The 20944-nt window shown below is 38.6% G+C and carries 22 protein-coding genes and 5 tRNA genes; 4 read left to right on the plus strand and 23 right to left on the minus strand.

The window, feature by feature from the left end; all coding sequences use genetic code 11:
- Positions 1–17 precede the first annotated feature (17 nt).
- The 23 genes from rpoB to ACKWBX_RS16640 all read right to left on the minus strand — a co-directional run bounded on the left by rpoB (position 18) and on the right by ACKWBX_RS16640 (position 17418).
- A complete protein-coding gene (gene rpoB / locus ACKWBX_RS16530; RefSeq protein ID WP_413969838.1) occupies positions 18–3827 on the minus strand; it encodes a DNA-directed RNA polymerase subunit beta in 3810 nt (1269 codons plus the stop codon).
- A 140-nt stretch (positions 3828–3967) separates the two neighbouring features.
- Positions 3968–4348 (minus strand): 50S ribosomal protein L7/L12, encoded by a 381-nt coding sequence (gene rplL / locus ACKWBX_RS16535; protein ID WP_167961641.1) that lies wholly within the window; start codon positions 4346–4348, stop codon positions 3968–3970.
- A 52-nt stretch (positions 4349–4400) separates the two neighbouring features.
- Positions 4401–4916 (minus strand): 50S ribosomal protein L10, encoded by a 516-nt coding sequence (rplJ, locus tag ACKWBX_RS16540; RefSeq protein WP_413969839.1) that lies wholly within the window; start codon positions 4914–4916, stop codon positions 4401–4403.
- A 27-nt stretch (positions 4917–4943) separates the two neighbouring features.
- Positions 4944–5633, minus strand: a complete 690-nt coding sequence (gene rplA / locus ACKWBX_RS16545) for a 50S ribosomal protein L1 (RefSeq protein ID WP_413969840.1) — start codon at positions 5631–5633, stop codon at positions 4944–4946.
- 19 nt (positions 5634–5652) lie between these two features.
- Positions 5653–6090, minus strand: a complete 438-nt coding sequence (rplK, locus tag ACKWBX_RS16550; protein WP_099574512.1) for a 50S ribosomal protein L11 — start codon at positions 6088–6090, stop codon at positions 5653–5655.
- A 67-nt stretch (positions 6091–6157) separates the two neighbouring features.
- Positions 6158–6709, minus strand: a complete 552-nt coding sequence (gene nusG / locus ACKWBX_RS16555) for a transcription termination/antitermination protein NusG (protein ID WP_413969841.1) — start codon at positions 6707–6709, stop codon at positions 6158–6160.
- An 11-nt stretch (positions 6710–6720) separates the two neighbouring features.
- Positions 6721–6909 (minus strand): preprotein translocase subunit SecE, encoded by a 189-nt coding sequence (gene secE, locus ACKWBX_RS16560; protein WP_413969842.1) that lies wholly within the window; start codon positions 6907–6909, stop codon positions 6721–6723.
- Positions 6910–7049: 140 nt separating this feature from the next.
- Positions 7050–7122, minus strand: a tRNA-Trp gene (locus tag ACKWBX_RS16565).
- Positions 7123–7197: 75 nt separating this feature from the next.
- Positions 7198–8385 carry an elongation factor Tu gene (tuf, locus tag ACKWBX_RS16570; RefSeq protein WP_413969843.1) on the minus strand — a complete coding sequence of 396 codons (1188 nt, stop codon included), beginning with the start codon at positions 8383–8385 and terminating at the stop codon, positions 7198–7200.
- Between the two features lie 167 nt (positions 8386–8552).
- Positions 8553–8624, minus strand: a tRNA-Thr gene (locus ACKWBX_RS16575).
- 86 nt (positions 8625–8710) lie between these two features.
- Positions 8711–8783 (minus strand) — tRNA-Gly (locus ACKWBX_RS16580).
- 53 nt (positions 8784–8836) lie between these two features.
- Positions 8837–8918: transfer RNA gene (locus ACKWBX_RS16585), tRNA-Tyr, on the minus strand.
- Between the two features lie 27 nt (positions 8919–8945).
- Positions 8946–9019 (minus strand) — tRNA-Thr (locus ACKWBX_RS16590).
- Between the two features lie 101 nt (positions 9020–9120).
- Positions 9121–9423 (minus strand): ribosome hibernation-promoting factor, HPF/YfiA family, encoded by a 303-nt coding sequence (gene hpf, locus ACKWBX_RS16595; protein ID WP_413969844.1) that lies wholly within the window; start codon positions 9421–9423, stop codon positions 9121–9123.
- 55 nt (positions 9424–9478) lie between these two features.
- Positions 9479–10372 (minus strand): tyrosine-type recombinase/integrase, encoded by an 894-nt coding sequence (locus ACKWBX_RS16600; RefSeq protein WP_413969845.1) that lies wholly within the window; start codon positions 10370–10372, stop codon positions 9479–9481.
- 93 nt (positions 10373–10465) lie between these two features.
- On the minus strand, positions 10466–10660 hold the full coding sequence (rpsU, locus tag ACKWBX_RS16605) for a 30S ribosomal protein S21 (RefSeq protein WP_047244701.1): 195 nt from the start codon (positions 10658–10660) through the stop codon (positions 10466–10468).
- 92 nt (positions 10661–10752) lie between these two features.
- On the minus strand, positions 10753–11922 hold the full coding sequence (locus tag ACKWBX_RS16610; RefSeq protein ID WP_413969846.1) for an acyl-CoA dehydrogenase family protein: 1170 nt from the start codon (positions 11920–11922) through the stop codon (positions 10753–10755).
- Positions 11923–11926: 4 nt separating this feature from the next.
- Positions 11927–12673 (minus strand): ComEA family DNA-binding protein, encoded by a 747-nt coding sequence (locus tag ACKWBX_RS16615; protein ID WP_413969847.1) that lies wholly within the window; start codon positions 12671–12673, stop codon positions 11927–11929.
- A 147-nt stretch (positions 12674–12820) separates the two neighbouring features.
- Positions 12821–14443 (minus strand): alanine/glycine:cation symporter family protein, encoded by a 1623-nt coding sequence (locus ACKWBX_RS16620; RefSeq protein WP_413969848.1) that lies wholly within the window; start codon positions 14441–14443, stop codon positions 12821–12823.
- A gap of 74 nt (positions 14444–14517) precedes the next feature.
- Positions 14518–15525 (minus strand): potassium channel family protein, encoded by a 1008-nt coding sequence (locus ACKWBX_RS16625; protein ID WP_413969849.1) that lies wholly within the window; start codon positions 15523–15525, stop codon positions 14518–14520.
- A 2-nt stretch (positions 15526–15527) separates the two neighbouring features.
- Positions 15528–15755: a PspC domain-containing protein gene (locus ACKWBX_RS16630; protein ID WP_413969850.1), complete on the minus strand. Its 228-nt coding sequence runs from the start codon at positions 15753–15755 to the stop codon at positions 15528–15530.
- 10 nt (positions 15756–15765) lie between these two features.
- Entirely contained in the window at positions 15766–17046 is a 1281-nt protein-coding gene (locus ACKWBX_RS16635; RefSeq protein ID WP_413969851.1) for a DUF2851 family protein, read from the minus strand.
- 60 nt (positions 17047–17106) lie between these two features.
- A complete protein-coding gene (locus ACKWBX_RS16640; RefSeq protein WP_413969852.1) occupies positions 17107–17418 on the minus strand; it encodes a rhodanese-like domain-containing protein in 312 nt (103 codons plus the stop codon).
- Between the two features lie 139 nt (positions 17419–17557).
- Between ACKWBX_RS16640 and ACKWBX_RS16645 the strand changes: the two genes are divergently transcribed.
- From ACKWBX_RS16645 to ACKWBX_RS16660, 4 genes are all read left to right on the plus strand, one after another.
- Entirely contained in the window at positions 17558–18004 is a 447-nt protein-coding gene (locus ACKWBX_RS16645; protein ID WP_413969853.1) for a MarR family winged helix-turn-helix transcriptional regulator, read from the plus strand.
- 8 nt (positions 18005–18012) lie between these two features.
- Complete coding sequence (locus ACKWBX_RS16650; protein ID WP_413969854.1) at positions 18013–18645, plus strand: NAD(P)H-dependent oxidoreductase; 633 nt, start codon at positions 18013–18015, stop codon at positions 18643–18645.
- 44 nt (positions 18646–18689) lie between these two features.
- Positions 18690–19271, plus strand: coding sequence for a YceI family protein (locus tag ACKWBX_RS16655; RefSeq protein ID WP_413969855.1), 582 nt, complete (start codon positions 18690–18692; stop codon positions 19269–19271).
- Positions 19272–19545: 274 nt separating this feature from the next.
- Positions 19546–20943 carry an anthranilate synthase component I family protein gene (locus ACKWBX_RS16660; protein WP_413969856.1) on the plus strand — a complete coding sequence of 466 codons (1398 nt, stop codon included), beginning with the start codon at positions 19546–19548 and terminating at the stop codon, positions 20941–20943.
- Position 20944: the final 1 nt, after the last annotated feature.

Here is a 20944-nt window from a genome sequence, read left to right on the forward strand (position 1 = left end):
GTTCTATAAAACTATTATTATTCTTCAAGTCTAATATCCAAACCTAATCCCTTAAGCTCGTGCATTAATACGTTGAAAGATTCTGGCAAACCAGGTTCTGGCATTGTTTCGCCCTTCACGATAGATTCGTACGTTTTAGCCCTTCCGATGACGTCATCCGATTTCACCGTTAAAATTTCACGCAATGTTGCGGATGCTCCATACGCCTCAAGTGCCCAAACTTCCATCTCTCCGAAACGCTGACCACCAAATTGTGCTTTACCACCTAATGGTTGTTGCGTAATCAATGAGTAAGGACCTATAGAACGAGCGTGCATCTTATCGTCAACCATGTGGCCCAATTTCAACATGTAAATCACCCCAACCGTGGCAGGTTGATCAAAACGCTGTCCTGTTCCACCATCATACAAGTAAGTATGACCATATCTTGGGATTCCGGCTTCATCTGTGTATGCGTTGATTTCGTCTATAGTAGCACCATCAAAAATTGGCGTTGCGTATTTCCTGCCCAGCTTTAGGCCGGCCCAACCCAATACCGTCTCATAAATTTGACCGATGTTCATACGGGATGGTACACCTAGTGGGTTCAAAACGATATCCACAGGAGTTCCATCTTCCAAGAACGGCATATCTTCTTGACGTACAATTCTAGAAACAATACCCTTGTTACCATGACGACCTGCCATTTTATCACCAACTTTTAACTTACGTTTTTTAGCGATATAGACCTTGGCTAATTTCATGATTCCCGCAGGCAATTCATCTCCTACTGAAATCGTGAATTTATCCCTTCTTAAGTTACCTTGAAGATCGTTCAGTTTGATCTTGTAATTATGGAGTAAATCAGCTACCGATGTGTTCGTGTCTTTATCCGTAGTCCAACTTCCGCCTACCAAGTGCGCAAAGTCATCAACGGAATTCAACATCTTCATCGTGTACTTCTTCCCTTTTGGCAGTACCTCTTCACCTAAATCGTTCAACACCCCTTGAGATGTTTTCCCATTTACCAAAGTGAACAGTTTTTCAACCAAAACATCTTTCAATTCTTGAAATTTCACTTCATATTCCAATTCCAATTTTGAAAGTTCTTCTTTATCTTCGGAACGCTTACGCTTATCCTTGACAGACCTTGAGAATAATTTCTTCTCGATAACAACTCCTCTTAAAGATGGCGAAGCTTTCAAAGAAGCGTCTTTTACATCTCCCGCCTTATCGCCAAAAATGGCACGAAGCAGTTTTTCTTCCGGAGTAGGATCAGACTCCCCTTTAGGAGTAATCTTACCTATTAATATATCTCCAGGCTTCACTTCCGCACCAATACGAATCATTCCGTTTTCGTCGAGGTCTTTTGTAGCTTCTTCCGATACGTTTGGGATATCATGTGTTAATTCCTCTGCACCCAATTTGGTGTCACGAACCTCCAATGAATATTCATCTACGTGGATAGAGGTAAAGATGTCCTCGCGAACCACTTTTTCAGAAATTACAATCGCATCCTCAAAATTATACCCTTTCCATGGCATGAAAGCAACGGTAAGGTTTCTACCCAATGCCAATTCTCCTTTTTCAGTCGCATAACCTTCACAAAGCACTTGGCCCTTCTTAACCTTGTCCCCAATCTTAACGATTGGTTTAAGGTTGATGCTCGTACCTTGGTTTGTTTTTCTGAACTTAACCAAAGAATACGTTTTTTGGTCTTCATCAAAACTTATTAATCGTTCTGCGTCCGTACGATTATATTTAATCGTAATTTTTTGCGAATCTACATATTCAATAACTCCATCTCCTTCCGCATTGATCAACACTCTGGAATCCGAGGCAACTTGTCTTTCCAAACCAGTACCTACAATCGGAGATTGTGGCTTTAACAATGGGACGGCTTGACGCATCATGTTAGATCCCATCAAAGCACGGTTCGCATCATCATGCTCCAAAAATGGAATCAATGATGCAGAAATAGAAGCAATTTGGTTAGGAGCAACATCCGTGTATTGAATCTCAGAGGGTTCCACTACAGGAAAATCCCCTTCTTCCCTTGCAATTACTTTATCCGTGTCTATTTGACCATTCTCTTTTAAAGGGATATTCGCTTGCGCAATTTTCATCCCTTCTTCTTCTTCAGCACTTAAGTAGATATACTCCTCAGTATTTACTTTGGCATTATCAACTTTGCGATAAGGAGTCTCCAAGAAGCCCATAGGGTTTACTTTGGCAAATACCGAAAGTGAAGAAATAAGACCGATATTTGGCCCTTCAGGTGTTTCAATGGGACAAAGACGACCATAGTGCGTATAATGTACATCACGTACCTCAAAACCAGCTCTTTCTCTTGAAAGTCCGCCAGGTCCCAATGCCGATAATCTTCTTTTGTGCGTAATCTCTGCCAATGGATTTGTTTGGTCCATAAACTGAGATAACTGGTTTGTACCAAAGAACGAGTTGATCACGGAAGAAAGTGTCTTCGCATTGATCAAATCAATTGGTGTAAACACCTCGTTATCACGAACGTTCATTCGCTCACGAATCGTACGTGCCATACGCGCCAGACCAACACCGAACTGAGAAGATAACTGTTCACCTACTGTTCTTACACGACGGTTGGAAAGGTGATCAATATCATCAATCTCTGCTTTAGAGTTGATTAGCTCAATCAAATATTTGATAATCGTTATGATATCTTCCTTGGTCAAGACCTGCTTGTCCATTCCAATATCCAACTGTAATTTTTTATTCATTCTATAACGACCAACCTCACCTAAGTTGTAACGCTGATCTGAGAAGAACAACTTGTCAATAATACCACGTGCCGTTTCCTCATCTGGCGGCTCCGCATTACGTAATTGACGGTAAATATGTTCAACAGCTTCCTTTTCGGAATTTGTTGGATCCTTTTGAAGCGTGTTGTGAATAATGGCATAATCAGACTGCGCATTATTTTCTTTATGTAAAAGGATGGTCTTTACGTCAGCATCGATAATTTGTGCGATATGCTCTTTTTCAAGAATCGTATCCCTATCCAAAATAATTTCGTTTCGCTCTATGGATACAACCTCACCCGTATCTTCATCCACAAAATCCTCGTGCCAAGTGTTCAATACCCTTGCGGCCAACTTACGGCCCATTACTTTTTTAAGTCCGGCATTGGAAACCTTAACCTCTTCAGAAAGGTCAAAAATTTCTAAAATGTCCTTGTCTCGCTCAAAACCAATAGCCCTAAACAAGGTAGTAACCGGTAATTTTTTCTTTCTATCGATATAAGCATACATTACGCCATTGATATCGGTAGCAAATTCTATCCAAGAACCTTTAAAAGGAATTACCCTTGCAGAATATAGTTTAGTTCCATTAGCGTGGAAAGACTGCCCAAAGAAAACCCCTGGAGAACGATGTAATTGAGATACCACTACGCGTTCCGCACCATTGATAACGAAAGTACCGCTGGGCGTCATGTAGGGTATAGTACCTAAATACACATCCTGAACGATTGTTTCAAAATCCTCGTGCTCGGGATCGGTACAGTATAATTTTAAACGTGCCTTTAACGGAACACTATAGGTAAGACCTCTTTCGATACACTCCTGAATGGAATATCTTGGTGGGTCTATGAAATAATCCAAAAATTCTAGTACAAACTGATTTCTGGTATCAGTTATCGGGAAGTTTTCCATGAAGGTATTGTACAAACCTTCATCTCCCCTTTCGTCAGATTTGGTCTCAAGTTGAAAAAAGTCTTGAAATGATTTAATCTGAATATCCAAGAAATCCGGGTAGTTTGGAGTATTCTTGGCCGAAGCGAAATTTATTCTTTCAGTCTGATTTGTGAACATCTACGGACAGTGTTTTGATCGTGAGTACTAATGGGCGGTATACAGCTTCATATACCTAATTCTATAAAAAGGCTTAGGTCTAACCGCAAAAAGCGAAAAGACCTAAACCTCCCGAAGCTTCGGGACTATTGTCGTTGCTATTATTTAAGCTCAACTTCTGCTCCTGCTTCCTCTAATGATTTTTTGATTCCTTCGGCCTCGTCTTTAGCTACACCTTCTTTTACAGCTTTAGGTGCACTATCAACAATATCCTTAGCATCTTTCAATCCTAAACCGGTCAATTCCTTAACCAATTTAACCACTGCTAACTTAGAAGCTCCAGCTGCTTTCAAAATTACATCGAATTCTGATTTTTCCTCAGCTGCTTCACCACCTTCAGCGGCTCCACCACCAGCAGCAACAGCTACTGCAGCAGCAGCAGGCTCAATACCATATTCATCTTTTAATATATCAGCCAACTCATTTACTTCTTTTACCGTAAGGTTAACCAATTGTTCTGCGAAATCTTTTAAATCTGCCATTTTCTATCGTTTAATAAAAATTTTTAAAATATACTTAGTTTTTAGTGCGTACTTATTTTTCAGATAATGTTTTTAGGATTCCTGACAGCTTACTGCCACCAGATTTAAGTCCAGAAATAACATTTTTGGCCGGGGATTGTAACAATCCAATAATTTCGCCAATCATTTCTTCCTTGGACTTGATGCTCACGAGCGTATCCAAATTTTCATCACCTATGTAAATTGCCTCTTCTACAAAAGCTCCCTTTAATAAAGGTTTTTCAGATTTTTTTCTAAAACTTTTAATCAGCTTTGCAGGAGCGTTTCCTACTTCCGAAAACATTAAAGAGGTATTCCCTTTCAATACTTCCGGAAGTTCTCCGAACTCCTTTTCAGAGGCTTCCATTGCTTTTGCAAGCAAGGTATTTTTGACCACGGACAGTTTAATATTGGCCTTAAAACAAGCTCTCCTTAAATCAGAGGTTGTTCCTGCATCCAAACCGGAGATATCTGCTAAATAAATGGTAGCATTATCCGCTAACTGCGAAGTCAAATCTTCTATAACCGTTGCTTTTTCTTCTCTTGTCATAATGTAAATTATTAACTAGCAGTTGTATTAAACTGATTTTGGGTCTAGTTGGACACTGGGGCTCATGGTACTTGACATGAAAACACTCTTCATGTAAACGCCTTTAGCTGCCGTTGGCTTCATTTTGTTCAATGTTTCCAATAATTCCCTTGCATTACCTGCAATTTTATCAGCGGAAAAAGAAGCTTTACCTACAGCGGCATGAACTATTCCAGTTTTATCAACCTTAAAATCTATTTTACCTGCCTTTACTTCGGATACCGCTTTGGCAACATCCATAGTTACAGTTCCTGTTTTTGGATTGGGCATTAATCCTCTAGGTCCTAAAACACGTCCCAAAGGTCCTAATTTACCCATAACGCTTGGCATGGTGATGATAACATCTACATCTGTCCAACCGCCTTTAATTTTCTCCAAATACTCATCCAACCCAACATAATCCGCGCCGGCATCCTTCGCCTCCGCTTCTTTATCCGGGGTCACTAAAGCCAAAACTTTCACATCTTTACCGGTTCCATGGGGCAAGGTTACCACTCCACGTACCATTTGATTTGCTTTTCTAGGGTCTACTCCCAAACGAACAGCCAAATCTATGGATGCATCAAATTTTGTATTAGTTATCTCTTTTACTAAAGCGGAAGCCTCCTCTACAGAATATAATCTGTCTTTTTCAATTTTAGAATTGGCTTCTTTTTGCTTTTTTGTCAACTTTGCCATTTAATTGCTTTTTAAGATTTTAAAAAGGTCTTTTGCCTGCCACCTTCATACCCATTGATCGTGCAGTGCCTGCAATCATACTCATTGCAGATTCTACCGTAAATGCGTTAAGGTCAACCATTTTATCCTCGGCTATTGCCTTGATTTGGTCCCAGGTTACACTACCTAATTTAACTCTGTTAGGTTCGCCAGATCCTTTTTTAATCTTAGCTGCTTCCAATAGCTGAACTGCCGCTGGTGGTGTTTTTACAACGAAGTCAAACGACTTGTCTTTGTAAACCGTGATAACAACTGGTAAAACCTTTCCGGGTTTGTCCTGTGTACGTGCATTAAACTGCTTACAGAACTCCATGATGTTAACGCCGGCAGCACCTAAGGCGGGTCCAACCGGTGGCGACGGATTCGCTGCACCTCCCCTAACTTGTAGTTTAACTACTTTACCTACTTCTTTTGCCATTGTTTAAAATTAAATTGAAAGTGTGTCAATGGAAGCAACACAACTTTTAAATATGTAACAATTATCTTTAAATCTTTTCTACTTGCATATAGCTTAATTCCAATGGTGTTTTTCTCCCGAAAATCTTCACCATCACTTCTAGCTTACGCTTTTCTTCATTAATTTTTTCTACCGTACCGTTAAATCCGTTAAAAGGACCATCGATTACTTTTACGGTTTCACCAAATACGAAAGGTATTGCAACGCTATCCGTATTCACGGCCAACTCATCAACCTTACCGAGCATTCTATTTACCTCGGATTTACGCAATGGCACAGGATCACCTCCTTTTGTTTCACCAAGGAAACCGATCACATTTGTAATAGACCGTATAATATGTACCATTTCACCCCCAAGATTGGCCTTCACCATGATATATCCTGGAAAATAAGTACGCTCTTTATTTATTTTTTTTCCGTTTCTAATTTGAATCACCTTTTCGGTAGGAACCAAAACGTCTTCCAAATAATCGGAAAAACCATGACGCTCCACTTCACTCTCAATGTAGCCCTTGATTTTATTCTCCTGCCCACTAACAGCCCTAACCACATACCATTTTTTCTCTAATACATCTGACATAGTGATTCGAATTAGTTTAGAACGTTGTTGAAATATAGCTTTATAACCTTACTAAAAACAGTGTCAACCCCCCAAGTAGCCAATGCAAATAATATTGAAAAAACGGCAACTATCACCATTAGGTTAGAAGACTCGGAACGGGAAGGCAATGTAACATTGTTCTTTAATTCCTCGTAAGATTCTTTTATATATGTAAACATTTCAACTATTTTATATTATAAGGAATACCATGTATTCCTTTTTACTCTTGACATACAATGAGAAACTTGCCTCAACTCCGCTCGGGATAAACCTGTCTGCCGACAGGCAGGCTTCTCGTCTCATACCTTATCTCAATACGCACGGGAGGAGAGACTCGAACTCCCGACACCTGGTTTTGGAGACCAGTGCTCTACCAACTGAGCTACACCCGTTTATATTTACATCGAAAGGTATCCCGATGAATCGGGACACCCCTTATAGATGTAACACTATTTAATACCGAAAGATTAATCTAAAATCTTAGTGACCTGACCAGCTCCTACAGTCCTACCACCTTCACGGATAGCAAAACGAAGACCTACGCTCAATGCGATTGGCTGAATCAACTCTACAGTAATGGTCAAGTTATCACCAGGCATTACCATTTCTACTCCACTTGGCAAAGCAATATTACCCGTTACGTCTGTAGTTCTTACGTAAAACTGTGGACGGTAGTTGTTATGGAATGGTGTATGACGACCACCTTCTTCTTTTTTCAAGATATACACCTCAGCTTCAAATTTAGCGTGTGGCTTAACAGAACCTGGCTTACAGATTACCATTCCACGGCTAATTTGAGATTTTTCAATACCTCTCAACAAGATACCTACGTTATCCCCAGCTTCACCTCTATCCAATATCTTACGGAACATTTCAACACCAGTAATTGTAGAAGCCAATTTCTCAGCACCCATACCAATGATATCAACAGCATCACCCGTATTGGCAATACCAGTCTCTATACGACCAGTTGCAACAGTACCACGACCAGTAATCGTAAATACATCTTCAACGGGCATTAAGAAATCTTTATCAACATCTCTTTTTGGAAGCTCGATCCAAGCATCAACTTCTTCCATCAACTTCATTACGGTGTCAACCCATTTTTGCTCACCGTTCAATGCACCTAGTGCCGAACCAGCAACAACAGGACCATTATCTCCATCATACTCATAGAAAGAAAGCAATTCCCTGATTTCCATTTCAACAAGCTCTAAAAGCTCCTCATCGTCAACCATGTCAACTTTGTTCATGAAAACAACGATTCTAGGAATACCAACCTGGCGCCCTAAAAGGATGTGCTCACGAGTTTGTGGCATAGGACCATCAGTGGCAGCAACAACAAGGATAGCACCGTCCATCTGAGCAGCACCCGTTACCATGTTCTTTACGTAATCCGCGTGACCTGGACAGTCAACGTGTGCATAGTGACGGTTAGCAGTTTGGTATTCAACGTGTGATGTGTTGATAGTAATACCTCTTTCCTTTTCTTCTGGAGCGTTATCGATAGAATCGAAGCTTCTCTTTTCAGAAAGTCCTGCGTTTGCCAATACTTCAGTAATAGCTGCAGTCAATGTAGTTTTACCGTGATCTACGTGTCCAATGGTACCTATATTTAAGTGCGGTTTGGAACGATCAAAAGTTTCCTTTGCCATTTTTATTGAATTTTAATCTTAGTTTATATTAGTGTACAAATTTATGCCTTAAATTGAGCCAATGACGAGATTTAAACTACTGCCTACCGTCGGGCAGGCGTGACCTTGGTCACTCGCAGAAAACAAAATCAAGATGTCAAATTAAAATCTTTATATATTCTTAATTGAGCCAATGACGAGATTTGAACTCGTGACCTCTTCCTTACCAAGGAAACGCTCTACCCCTGAGCTACACCGGCGTATTGTGTTCCAGGTTTAGAGTTTAAAGTTTTAGCCCAAAAAACTTAAACCTTTTTGTACTTGAAACCTTAAACTTCAAGTTTTGAGCGGGAGACCGGGTTCGAACCGGCGACATTCAGCTTGGAAGGCTGACGCTCTACCAACTGAGCTACTCCCGCTTATTTTATTATTCAACATTTCAAATACCAGTGCCCTCTTTTACATGTTAAAGTGGGGAGAGCAGGATTCGAACCTGCGAAGACGTAGTCAGCAGATTTACAGTCTGCCCTCGTTGGCCGCTTGAGTATCTCCCCCGATAACCAGTATTTTTAGAACTTACGAGCCGATGGAGGGACTCGAACCCACGACCTGCTGATTACAAATCAGCTGCTCTAGCCAGCTGAGCTACATCGGCACTTTCTACACTTTTTAAGCATAAAAAAGTCCGCTATTTCTAACGGACTGCAAATGTATTGATTTATTTGTTTATTCAAAATAAAATTTGAAAAATTTTCATCATGCATGTAACCGTAATTTTTCCTTTCTTTTTATCAACTTCCTTTCCAAAGAATTACAGGCAGAATCTACTGCTTCTTCAAAGGATTTACATTGTTTTTTCACCACAAATTTATTCCTGGGCACATTCACTTTAATTTCCACTATCTTATTCTCTTTTGAGCTTGTATTTTCCACTTTTAAATAAACATCTGAACTTATGACTTTATCATAAACGTTTTCGAGCTTGTCCATTCTGCTCTGCAGAAAATTAATGAGTTTCACATCTGCATTGAAATTAACGGATTGTGCGTTTACTTTCATAGATAGAAATTTTATGTCTTAACAAAAATCATCAAGACGGGTTAAACAGTTACAATTATTTTTTACCACTACGTGGATGTGATGACATATGTACCTTTTTAAGCTCTGCTATACTATTATGTGTATAGACTTGTGTAGAAGCCAAACTGGAATGGCCCAATAGTTCCTTCACGGAATTCAAATCCGCCCCTTTGTTCAATAAATGGGTCGCAAAGGTGTGCCGCAATATATGTGGGCTTTTTTTAACCTTTGCAGAAACATCATTAAAGTACTTATTTATAATTCTATAAACAAGGGTTTCATACATTTTGTTGCCAGATTTTGAGAGAAATATATATTCAAAATCCTGTATTTTTTCCAGATTGTTACGCTTCGCAATATATTCCGCATATAACTGCTTAGTTTCATTTAGTATGGGAATGATACGCTCTTTGTTTCTTTTTCCAAGAACTTTTATGGTATTGGCAGCATCGTCAAAATCGTTTATTTTGAGATTAATGAGCTCTGCCCTGCGCATTCCTGTACAATATAAAATGTGAATTATTAATTTATCCCGACTCCCTTCAAAATCATCTGAATACGCTATGGACGATAATACGAGGTTCATCTCTTGTTCCGAAAAAGGAATCTCTATCTTTTTAGACATTTTCAAAGCTTTGTGCTTTGCCAAGGGTGTAACTCCTATTTCACCTGTTCGTTGAAGAAATTTATAATATGCCTTTAAGGATGCTATTTTTCTATTGATGGTCCTATTGGATGTATCCTTTTCGGACAGGGATACGATCCAACTTCTTATTATAGGATAACCTATATTATCAATGTTCGGTTCTTCATATCTTTCCGAACAGAATTCTTGAAAATCTTGAAGGTCTTTTTTGTATGCATTTACCGTATGGGAAGAGTAATTCTTTTCCAAGGACAAGTAGGAAATAAATTCGGTTAACGCCATAATCAAAGTTACCAAACTTAATACTCGTTTTATTGAAAGGCATAAAAAAATCCCACTATTAGCGGGATTTCTTTTATTTTGTCAAACAAGGGTCTAGATTTCCTCTTGATCTCGTAAACCTTGAATATATTGCGCTTTCTGTATTTGCGCTCTTCTTTCAACAGAAGGTTTTGTGAACTGTTGACGTTTTCTCAACTGCCGCATTGTACCTGTCTTATCAAACTTTCGCTTGAAGCGCTTTAAAGCTCTGTCTATGTTTTCTCCTTCTTTTACTGGTATTATTAACATTGGCTACAACCTCCTTTCTTTAATGATTAAGGCTACAAATATAAAACGAATTAATGATTTACAGCCTAACTTATTTTAATAAAATTTAAAACCTATGATTTTGGTGCTCGGTATTCTTTTTTATCGATTATGATTTTGGCGATAATTTCCCTAAGAATCTCCGATGTACCTCCACCTATGGGACCCAACCTACTATCGCGCAGCATTCTGGCCAGGGGATAGTCTTCAATATAACCGTACCCTCCTAAAAACTGCAGACAGTTATAAATGACCTCATCGGCCATTTTAGTGGATTTTAATTTTGATATCGTTGCTTCTCGAACAACATATTCACCTTTATCCATTTTAGCGATTACGGCATAATTATATTGTTTGCACATTTCCATATCCGCATGCATGTCTACCATTCTATGGCGTAATGCCTGGTATTGGTCTATCTGTTTTCCAAAGGTCTCCCTTTCGGACATATATTGAAGTGTGTAATCAATTGCAAATTCTGCTCTGGCGTGGGCATTCACACCCATAATCAAACGCTCTAAAGCAAAGGCTTCCATGATAAAAGTAAAACCTTTTCCTTCTACACCTATTCTATTTTCAACAGGTACTTCTACATTATCAAAAGCCAATTCTGCCGTATCGGATGCTCTCCATCCTAATTTATTAAGTTTATTGGAAGAAACTCCGGCACTATCTAAATCCACTATAAAAAGGCTAATCCCTTTATTGCCCGCTGATGGATCCGTTTTAGCTGCCAGTATACAGTAATCCCCATAAACACCATTGGTAATAAATGTTTTTGAACCGTTGACAATATAAACATCCCCATTTTTGGTAGCGGTAGTTCGCATACCGGCAACATCACTCCCGCCAAAAGGCTCGGTAACTCCAAGGCAACCGACTTTATCCCCATTTACGCTTGGAATCAAATATTTCTTTTTTTGCGAATCGTTTGCATTTTTGTTCAAATGCGTCATGGCCAAATAGGCGTGTGCCCATATTGCAGCCGCAAAACCACCGGAATTGATTTTTTGTAGTTCCTCTAAAAGAATCACGGTATAGAACAAATCCAACCCTAGACCATGATACGCTTCAGAAGTTGCAAGGCCAAAATAGCCCATTTCGCCAAACTTCTTCCAAATGAACTTTTCTATGGTACCCACAGCTTCCCATTTTTCTATATGTGGAACAACTTCTTTTTGTAAAAAATCTTTTAAACTTTCTCTAAATAATCGATGTTCTTCAGTGAAGTACATACTTTGCATAGCCTTATTTTTTGAGGGTCAAATATAGCTTAATTCTATCGATTTTATCAGCAGGAAAATCCTTAATCTTTAGCAATTCGTCAAAAGAAATGAATGCACCGTTATCGTTCCTATAATTGACTATATTCCATGCTACATTCTTTTGGATATAGATCAATTGTGACAATTCTTCCGCAGTAGCACTGTTTATATTTATTTTGGTGATTATCGGCGGATTCTTGACTTCAAATTTTGACAGAACCCTGTCCGCAACATCTTTTTCCAACCCATAGGTATCGTATAATTGTTCGTTCACTAGAAATCCGCCCAAGCGGTCACGAAACTTTAGGATTCTAGCGGACAATTTATCCCCTATACCGTAAATTGTTTTCAATTCCGTAACAGATACAGTGTTTAAATCCTTTTTTGCATTTACATTCCTACTCTCAACAACTTTTTTAGATCGATATGTTTTGGTCTTTTGTTTTTGATTTTTGATCCAATCGGGAAATTTGAAATAGGGCCCTATTCTATATAGCAGTGAATCCGAAACACCAGTAACTTGTTGAAATTCAATTACCGAATTCACATATTTGTTTTTAGAGCGAAATAAATGCAAACGGTCTATTTCCTCAACACTCATTCCCAGCGTATATCCTTTATAGTCCGAAATATAATTGGGATTAAAGGAATATATCTTCAAGCTGTCCGAAACCACTTCTTTCTTTAATGCATCTATCTCTTTTTGAAGCTCGTCATCTATTTGGAACATATTCGGTTTAGAAAAGTCTGCGCTGTCGTACACGAAATATCCAACTTGGATCGAAACTAAAAACAATAACAAAAAGAAAATCCCACTTCGTTCCTGTTTTGTGAACTCAAAGTGGGATTTAAAATTTTTCAATCTTATCAATCTATATTATTCATAGACCTTATTAATGGCATTGATATATTTTGTGAGACTCTTTTTAACCTTTGGAAAGAGAATCAAAAGGCCAATCATATTTGGAAACACCAAGGCAAGTATCATGGCATCCGAAAACTTGATGACAGCATCCAAAGTTGCGGCCGCACCGATTACAACGAATAAAAGGAAAAGAACTTTATATAAAATATCTGCTGTTTTCCCTCTACCGAATAAATACTTCCACGATTGAAGCCCATAGTAAGACCATGAAATCATCGTTGAAAAAGCAAATAGGATAATCGCTATTGTCAACACATATCTAAACCCGGGAATAACCGAATCATAGGCCATTGAAGTTAAGTCGACCCCACCCACATAAGCTCCGGAATCATTCAATAACACTGTACTTCCAACACCGTTACCATAATCAAAGGCACCGGCATCCATATTAAAAAATATGATGACCAAAGCGGTCATGGTACAGATCACAACGGTATCAATAAAAGGCTCCAATAAGGCCACAATGCCTTCGCTAGCGGGGTATCTGGTCTTTACGGCTGAGTGTGCAATAGCAGCCGAACCTGCTCCTGCCTCATTCGAGAAAGCCGCTCTTTGAAATCCTACGATAATCACCCCAACGATACCACCTATTGCGGCATCAGGAGAAAACGCTCCAGAAAATATCATCCCAAAAGCATCACCTATGTATTTGATGTTCGCAAAAATGATAATCAGAGAAGCCAATACATAAATACCCGCCATGAACGGAACTATTTTTTCGGTGACACTGGCAATCTTTTTAATACCTCCAATGATAACGATACCCACAAGAATGGCTAAAACAACTCCGATGATCACTCCCGTTGCGCCACCTTCCAAACTTAGCATCGTTGTAAGTTGAACAGCCGCTTGATTGGATTGAAATGCATTACCGCCTCCAAAGGATGCACCTACACATAAAATGGCAAAAATTACAGCCAAAACTTTTCCTAAAATTTTGAAATTACTTTCACTTAACCCTTTGGACAAATAATACATTGGCCCACCATATACTGTTCCGTCCGGACCAACATCCCTATATTTTACACCCAAAGTACATTCCACAAATTTGGTGGACATCCCTATTAACCCACAAACAATCATCCAAAATGTTGCTCCTGGCCCACCTAGGGCTATCGCAACGGCTACCCCTGCAATATTGCCCAGACCAACTGTTCCGGAAACGGCAGTTGCCAATGCCTGAAAATGACTTACTTCCCCCTCTTCGCTTTCATCTCGAATAGTGTCAGGAATATCACCATCTTCGGTCATGTGCATTTCTACCTTTTCAAGGCCGTATTTTTCAATTTCCTCATACTTTCCCCTAACTACGTTAATGGCCAAAGGAAATTTAGTGATACCGGGAAATTTAAAATAAATGGTAAAAAATGTAGCACCTAGTATAAGTAGAATCAATACGATAGGAATATTATAACCAGCAATAGGAACAGATGTTAAAACGGTATTTTCCCACCACGTGGCAAACGGCATAAAAGCGTCGTTTACCTTTTCATCCAATCCTTTTTCCGCTGTTTCCTGTGCAAATGTTACTACAGGTAAAAAAAGAGCCAATAAAGCAAAAAGCTTGTATTTCATATTATTTTTAATTTAGTCTAAGCGGCAATATCTTAAAAATTATAGAGGGAGTCAAAAAAAACTTGAAAAGATGCTTATCCAATATGGAACATTTCATTAAGCCGTTTGATCTGCTCGGGCCTTCCTAAAACTATGACCTTGCTTTTTGGTTGTAGCTGTAAGTCCGCTTCGGGATTGATGATATATTCACCATCGGGTGCAATATAGCCTATTATGGTACAACCTGTTCTTTTTCTCAAATCCAAATCCCTGAGGGAATTACAGTCCACCTGATCGGAAAAATCCTCAATGGCCACTTCTTCTAGATTGGTAGTGTGAACACCTTCCATAGAAAGTTTATCCATGAACGTAATCAAATCCGGCATTACGACCAAAGAGGCCATGTGGTCACCTCCAATTTTATCGGGCATAATTACTTTGTCCGCTCCGCCAAGAAATAGTTTCTTTTGTGATGTTGCCAAGGAAGCCCTGCTGATGATAAATAGTTTTTCATTGAGTTGACGTGCCGAAAGCACAACGAACAAATTGGCCGCATCATCCGGCATGGCCGTAATCAAATACTGCGCTCTAGCTATCCCGGCCTCATCCAAGGTACTATCATCATTAGCATCCCCTTCTACAAATAGAATATTTTCTTCATATTTTTCAATGATATCCTTGTTTTTCTCTATGACCACAAAAGGTTTCTTATAAGCGATTAAACGTTCAGCAGCCTGCATTCCGTTACGACCGTAACCACAGATAACTACGTGATCGGATAAACTATTTATTTTATTTTTCACTTTTTTCTTTTTTAAAAGGTTCAGCGAACTTCTACTGAGAACATATTCCGTTAGTACTGATATAGCAAAACCCAAAATAAAGACACTTGCTACGATTAAAAATACTGTAAAAATTTTTGAAGTATCGTCCAGAGGCTGCACCTCCTTAAAACCGACCGTAGCCATGGTGATAACAGTCATATACAGCGCATCTATCCATGAATAATCAGAGATATACCGATAACCCACGGTACCAAAAAAAACTACAGCAAGTGTTAAGGATAGAGCTACATAAAGTTTGGAACGGGATAGTTTTATCATGGTCAGAGGTCAAAAACAGAAGTTCTTTTGGTATAAATCAAATCCTTTATTTTAAGCCAGAAAGCTAAGAATAGATAAAGAGCAAAACCAAAGCCCAGCGTTACGAAAGTCAAATAAATAAATGAAGTACGCACCACCCTAGCCCTGATGCCAAACCTTTCCGCTATACGACGGCAAACCTCAAAACCACGTTTTTGAAGATAGTGCAGCAAGTCATAAAACATATTCATAGTTATAAAATTAGGACTTTAAATTTAATAACCGTGCACCTACCGTACAGTCCAAACATTTATTTTGAGTGCAATAGTTATTATAAAGTTGTAATAAAGATTGGCTTTCCTTAGCTGTTCTTACACTTATTCCCAAACCCTCGTACCGCTTCACAATACTATTGTTTTCTTTTGGGATGGCTTCAATAGTGCTTAGGATAATGTCTTCATCAAAAATACCTTTATACTTTTGATAGCAAAATCTCAATGGTATAACCGTGTTGATCATCAATAAATCAACAAAATTCTTAGAGAGCCCCTTTTTACTTTTTTTAGAAACCGTTCCAAAAGTATAGTGTTCCTCCCAATAGGTGTTTGGATGTATACTGAATATCGTTTTTAGCTCTTCACTCTCTGCATTGACCACTAAATTGAACAAGTTGTTGGCACCAGAATATAGAGCAGCCAATTGTGCCAAACGAATGGTTGGAAAATTAAGCGGTCTTAATTTAAAAAACTCTGGAGGGCCAGAAGGAATTTCGCGTAACACAAATTTTTTCTTCAAAAACTTATATTCTTTTTTTAGGGCAGTGTAATACGAATCCGTGCTGTTTTCTGAAATAAGTAATCCGGACAGGCCCATAAACAGTGCTTCCATTTGTAGCGGTTTTCCGTGTAATTTCCTTACGATGGAAAAATCCAAAGACTTTCCCATTTCAAAAAACAGTTCCCCATTAATTTTAGAACCAAAGTTTTTCAGCAATAGAATGAAAAGCACTTTTTCCCAATCATTTTTAGAAGTTTCCAATAGCCCTAGGATAACGTTGGACTTTTGTTCCAAACGTTCAAAAAAAAGTCTTTCAAACCAATGTTTTAAGGTAAACTCTTGAATATCCTTTATCTCATTTTCACATGGAATAAATTGTTGGTTCTTTCGGTTGAACAATTCTTGATATCTATTTAATAATTCCGTTGAGATATAATTTTTAAGTTCCAAAACAGGAATTTCGGAATTATCTTTCCTAAATACGGAAACATCATTTTCCCAAACTACGTGAAGAATAACATTATCGTATTTTGCATCCTTTTCATGATGGTGCGCGTACCAATCGGATGCTTTCAAATGAATCTCTACGTTTCCGGCCCATAACTGACCCCCAATTTTCAATTTGGCATTGAAAAAGTCAGGTCCGCTTAAATGATTGTGCCTGCCTGTTTGAATTACTTGAATAGTTTCTTGGGACGCACTGAGAAGACCTTCCAACGGTAACTTTTTATACTTCCAAATAAAATGTAGTAATTCTTCTTTCACTCGATAATAATAAAAAACCCGCCGAAAAGCGGGTCGTATCATTTTTGGCTAGACCATCAGCTATTCGGTTACTTCTCCGTCCCAATTCATAAAACCACCTTCCAGATTATAGGCATTTTCAAAACCGAGGCTGTTCATAATGGAACAGGCCTGGCCACTACGGTTGCCGCTTCTGCAATATACATAGTAGTTTTTGCTTTTATCCAGTTTCTCCACTTCCTCTATAAAGCCGTCGCCCAAATAAATATCTATTTGCTTTGCGTTTGGGATATAGCCTTCCGCAACCTCATCATCTGTTCTTACATCCAAGATAAAGGCATTTTCATCCTTTTCCAGTTGTTCCCTCCACTCTTCTTGTGATAAGTCTGCCATTTTTTTAGTTTTTGATTCACAAAAATAATCGATTTAAAGCAAACCTACTAACTCAATTTTTTAACAAATATTTAATTTTAAAACAAGTTGACTCTAAAACAAACTTACATACATTTGTATATACAATTGTTGTAATAACATGAATGTTGAGGAAATCATAAAGACCAATGCGGAGATTCCTTTAAAAAAGAGGACAATCATTCATTTATCACTTGTAGTGAACAAAATAAATGAAGAGGTGAACTGCTGTCTAAAACCTTTTGAAATTTCCACACAACAATTTAATGTATTGCGCATACTAAGAGGTCAAAAAGGAGAACCTGCCAATTTATCTACCATTAACGAACGTATGGTGACCAAAATGAGCAACACTACCCGGTTGGTAGACAAATTACTCACCAAAGGTTACGTAAACAGAACTGTTTGCCAGCATAACAGAAGAAAGGTTGAAATACAAATAACGCCCAAAGGATTGGCGGTACTCAAAAAAATTGATGGCATACTCTTTGAAACGGAAGAACGTATCCTCAAAGATTTTACAGATAGGGAACTATTGGAACTAAATAAATTATTGGATAAATTTTAAACATAAGAATGAAAGAATATATAGAAAGCTTGCAATGGCGTTATGCTACCAAAAAGTTTGATGCTACCAAAAAAGTATCACAAGAAAATCTAGATATTATCCTGGAGTCCGCAAGGCTAAGTGCATCGTCCTATGGATTACAGCCTTATCATATTTTTGTAATAAACGATGAGGGTGTTAGAAAACAATTGCAACCTGTTTCTTGGGGGCAAACGCAAATAGTAGATGCGTCACACTTACTGGTCATTGCTAACAAAACAGAGGTAGACGAAGATTGGATAAATAGTTATCTAAAGGATGTGAGCGAAACAAGGAACATCCCTTTGGAATCACTTGATCAATATGGTGATTTTATGAAATCAAAAGTATTGGCTCTTACGCCTGAAGAGCGGGCTAATTGGACCTCCAAACAAGCGTATATTGCCCTTGGAAACCTAATGTCCGCGGCGGCACTGTTAAAAATTGACACTTGTCCCATGGAGGGTTTTGAGCCAGAGGCGTATAACAGTATTTTAAATTTAACGGAAAAAGGGCTCAATGCAGCATTGGTATTGCCCATTGGATATAGGTCTTCGGAAGATGGCACACAACATTTTTCAAAAGTAAGACAGTCCAAAAAAGATTTTATTCAGCATATATAATTCATTATAAACTTCAAATTAACAATTACATTAAAATCAGTATCATGAAAAAAACAATGTTAAGCTTGGCTTTGGCCGTAGTGTTCGGGTCTACCGCAACTGCCAACAATCCTATCGATGGAGAAAAAAAAGAAGTAAAAGTTAGCGAAAGTAGCGTTACTTGGAAAGGTTATAAGGTTACCGGGTCACATGAAGGTACCATAGGCCTAAAATCAGGTTATTTAGAAATGGAAGGCGAAAAACTAACAGGAGGAGAGTTTGTAGTGGATATGACCTCTTTGACCGTAACCGATTTAAAAGCGGGTGACGGAAAGGAAAAACTGGAAGGCCATTTAAAGTCCGATGATTTCTTTGGAACCGCAACACACGCTACTTCCAAATTGGTGATAAATTCAGCAAAACCTTTCAACAAGAATTCCTATACCGTACAGGGCGACTTGACCATTAAGGGAATTACCAAACCTATAACCTTGGTTGTTTCTATGTTTGAAAATAAGGCAACTGCTACTATGAAAGTGGACAGAGCAAAGTATGATGTAAAATATGGTTCAGGCAGCTTCTTTGATGATTTGGGAGACAAAACCATTTATGACGAGTTTGATTTGGTCGTAGATTTGGCATTGTAAATAAACTTGACCTCACAAGTTTAGCCTCGTTTTCTTTAAAAATAGAAAACGAGGTTATTTTTTTATATCCTTAATTGGGTATTCAAAAAATGATTTCTATATTTGGGCTTCAATGAAAAACAGTAACAAAAAAACTTGGTGGTGGAGTAACTTACGGCAATCTTCGTGAGCAAAGCACCCTATTTCATATACAGAGGCTTGTCATCACGACAGGCCTTTTTTAATTTAAGAGATTTTACTTTCGTTTGGACAAAGGCAAAATGAAAATGAATTTATGGACTATCAATTAAAAACCTATCACAAGAGGATGTTGGCGGACACCATTACCCCTGTCAGCATCTATTTGAAAATACGGGACCGTTTCCCCAACAGTATTCTTTTGGAAAGTAGTGACTACCATGCCAATGATAACAGTTTCTCATACATCTGCTGCAATCCTATTGCTTCCATAAAGGTAGAGAACGAAATCATTTTTGAGCAGTTTCCCGATGGTTCTCAACAAGAGACACCTATTGGCACATCTACTGATGTGGTAGAGACCATCAATAAATTCAGTCAAAAATTCAAGGCGGACAACAATGATTTCAAATTTATAAACAACGGACTGTTCGGTTACATGTCCTATGATGCGGTGCGGTATTTTGAAGACATTGAAATTTCCAAAAAGACCGATTCGCTGGTCATTCCGGATATTTTTTATGCGGTATATCAAAACATTATCGCTATAAATCATTTTAATAACGAAGCATACATTTTCGCTCATTGCTATGAAAGCGAAAATAATATCGCTGAATTAGAACGAATTTTCAACATTCGAAATTTTGCGTCTTATAATTTTAATACGGAAGGCGAACCAAATTCCAATCTCACCGATGAAGAATATAAAGAGCATGTCGTTTTGGCAAAAAAACACTGTCAAAGAGGAGATGTTTTTCAATTGGTATTGTCCCGTAGGTTTTCACAAGGGTTCAAAGGCGATGAATTTAACGTATATAGGGCGCTTCGTTCCGTGAATCCGTCACCTTACCTGTTTTATTTTGATTACGGGGATTTTAAGATTTTTGGCAGCTCGCCGGAAGCACAGCTCATTGTAAGCGATGGTAAAGCCGAAATTCATCCTATCGCCGGAACTTTCAAAAGAACCGGAAATGACGAACAGGATGCACAATTGGCCAAAGCGTTAAAAGCGGACGATAAGGAAAATAGCGAACACGTGATGCTGGTAGACCTTGCCCGGAACGATTTGAGCCGAAACGGAAATGTAGTACAAGTAGAGAATTACAGGGAGGTTCAATTCTTTTCGCACGTAATTCACTTGGTCTCTAAAGTTACAGGACAAAAAAAGCCAGCTATTTCTACCATGAAGGTCGTAGCGGATACTTTTCCCGCCGGCACCCTAAGTGGCGCACCTAAGCATATGGCCATGCAACTCATTGAAAAATATGAAAAAACCAGTAGGGCCTACTATGGCGGTGCTATAGGTTTTATGGACTTTAATGGGAATTTTAACCACGCTATTATGATCAGAACGTTCCTGAGCAAAAACCATGAATTACACTATCAAGCAGGAGCGGGATTGGTCGCTGCCTCGGACCCCGAAGCAGAATTACAGGAAACGTACAATAAATTGGGAGCGCTCACGAAGGCGCTAAAATTAGCAGAGGACATCTAAC

Origin of the sequence: Maribacter algae, assembly GCF_047345745.1 — a bacterium.
Taxonomy (GTDB): Bacteria; Bacteroidota; Bacteroidia; order Flavobacteriales; family Flavobacteriaceae; genus Maribacter.

Bases quoted from the DNA above. Each gene is read 5' to 3' on its own strand.
- rpoB (WP_413969838.1), bottom strand. From the start codon at position 3,827: ATGTTCACAAATCAGACTGAAAGAATAAATTTCGCTTCGGCCAAGAAT.
- rplL (WP_167961641.1), bottom strand. From the start codon at position 4,348: ATGGCAGATTTAAAAGATTTCGCAGAACAATTGGTTAACCTTACGGTA.
- rplJ (WP_413969839.1), bottom strand. From the start codon at position 4,916: ATGACAAGAGAAGAAAAAGCAACGGTTATAGAAGATTTGACTTCGCAG.
- rplA (WP_413969840.1), bottom strand. From the start codon at position 5,633: ATGGCAAAGTTGACAAAAAAGCAAAAAGAAGCCAATTCTAAAATTGAA.
- rplK (WP_099574512.1), bottom strand. From the start codon at position 6,090: ATGGCAAAAGAAGTAGGTAAAGTAGTTAAACTACAAGTTAGGGGAGGT.
- nusG (WP_413969841.1), bottom strand. From the start codon at position 6,709: ATGTCAGATGTATTAGAGAAAAAATGGTATGTGGTTAGGGCTGTTAGT.
- secE (WP_413969842.1), bottom strand. From the start codon at position 6,909: ATGTTTACATATATAAAAGAATCTTACGAGGAATTAAAGAACAATGTT.
- tuf (WP_413969843.1), bottom strand. From the start codon at position 8,385: ATGGCAAAGGAAACTTTTGATCGTTCCAAACCGCACTTAAATATAGGT.
- hpf (WP_413969844.1), bottom strand. From the start codon at position 9,423: ATGAAAGTAAACGCACAATCCGTTAATTTCAATGCAGATGTGAAACTC.
- ACKWBX_RS16600 (WP_413969845.1), bottom strand. From the start codon at position 10,372: ATGGCGTTAACCGAATTTATTTCCTACTTGTCCTTGGAAAAGAATTAC.
- rpsU (WP_047244701.1), bottom strand. From the start codon at position 10,660: ATGTTAATAATACCAGTAAAAGAAGGAGAAAACATAGACAGAGCTTTA.
- ACKWBX_RS16610 (WP_413969846.1), bottom strand. From the start codon at position 11,922: ATGCAAAGTATGTACTTCACTGAAGAACATCGATTATTTAGAGAAAGT.
- ACKWBX_RS16615 (WP_413969847.1), bottom strand. From the start codon at position 12,673: ATGTTCCAAATAGATGACGAGCTTCAAAAAGAGATAGATGCATTAAAG.
- ACKWBX_RS16620 (WP_413969848.1), bottom strand. From the start codon at position 14,443: ATGAAATACAAGCTTTTTGCTTTATTGGCTCTTTTTTTACCTGTAGTA.
- ACKWBX_RS16625 (WP_413969849.1), bottom strand. From the start codon at position 15,525: ATGATAAAACTATCCCGTTCCAAACTTTATGTAGCTCTATCCTTAACA.
- ACKWBX_RS16630 (WP_413969850.1), bottom strand. From the start codon at position 15,755: ATGAATATGTTTTATGACTTGCTGCACTATCTTCAAAAACGTGGTTTT.
- ACKWBX_RS16640 (WP_413969852.1), bottom strand. From the start codon at position 17,418: ATGGCAGACTTATCACAAGAAGAGTGGAGGGAACAACTGGAAAAGGAT.
- ACKWBX_RS16645 (WP_413969853.1), top strand. From the start codon at position 17,558: ATGAATGTTGAGGAAATCATAAAGACCAATGCGGAGATTCCTTTAAAA.
- ACKWBX_RS16650 (WP_413969854.1), top strand. From the start codon at position 18,013: ATGAAAGAATATATAGAAAGCTTGCAATGGCGTTATGCTACCAAAAAG.
- ACKWBX_RS16655 (WP_413969855.1), top strand. From the start codon at position 18,690: ATGAAAAAAACAATGTTAAGCTTGGCTTTGGCCGTAGTGTTCGGGTCT.
- ACKWBX_RS16660 (WP_413969856.1), top strand. From the start codon at position 19,546: ATGGACTATCAATTAAAAACCTATCACAAGAGGATGTTGGCGGACACC.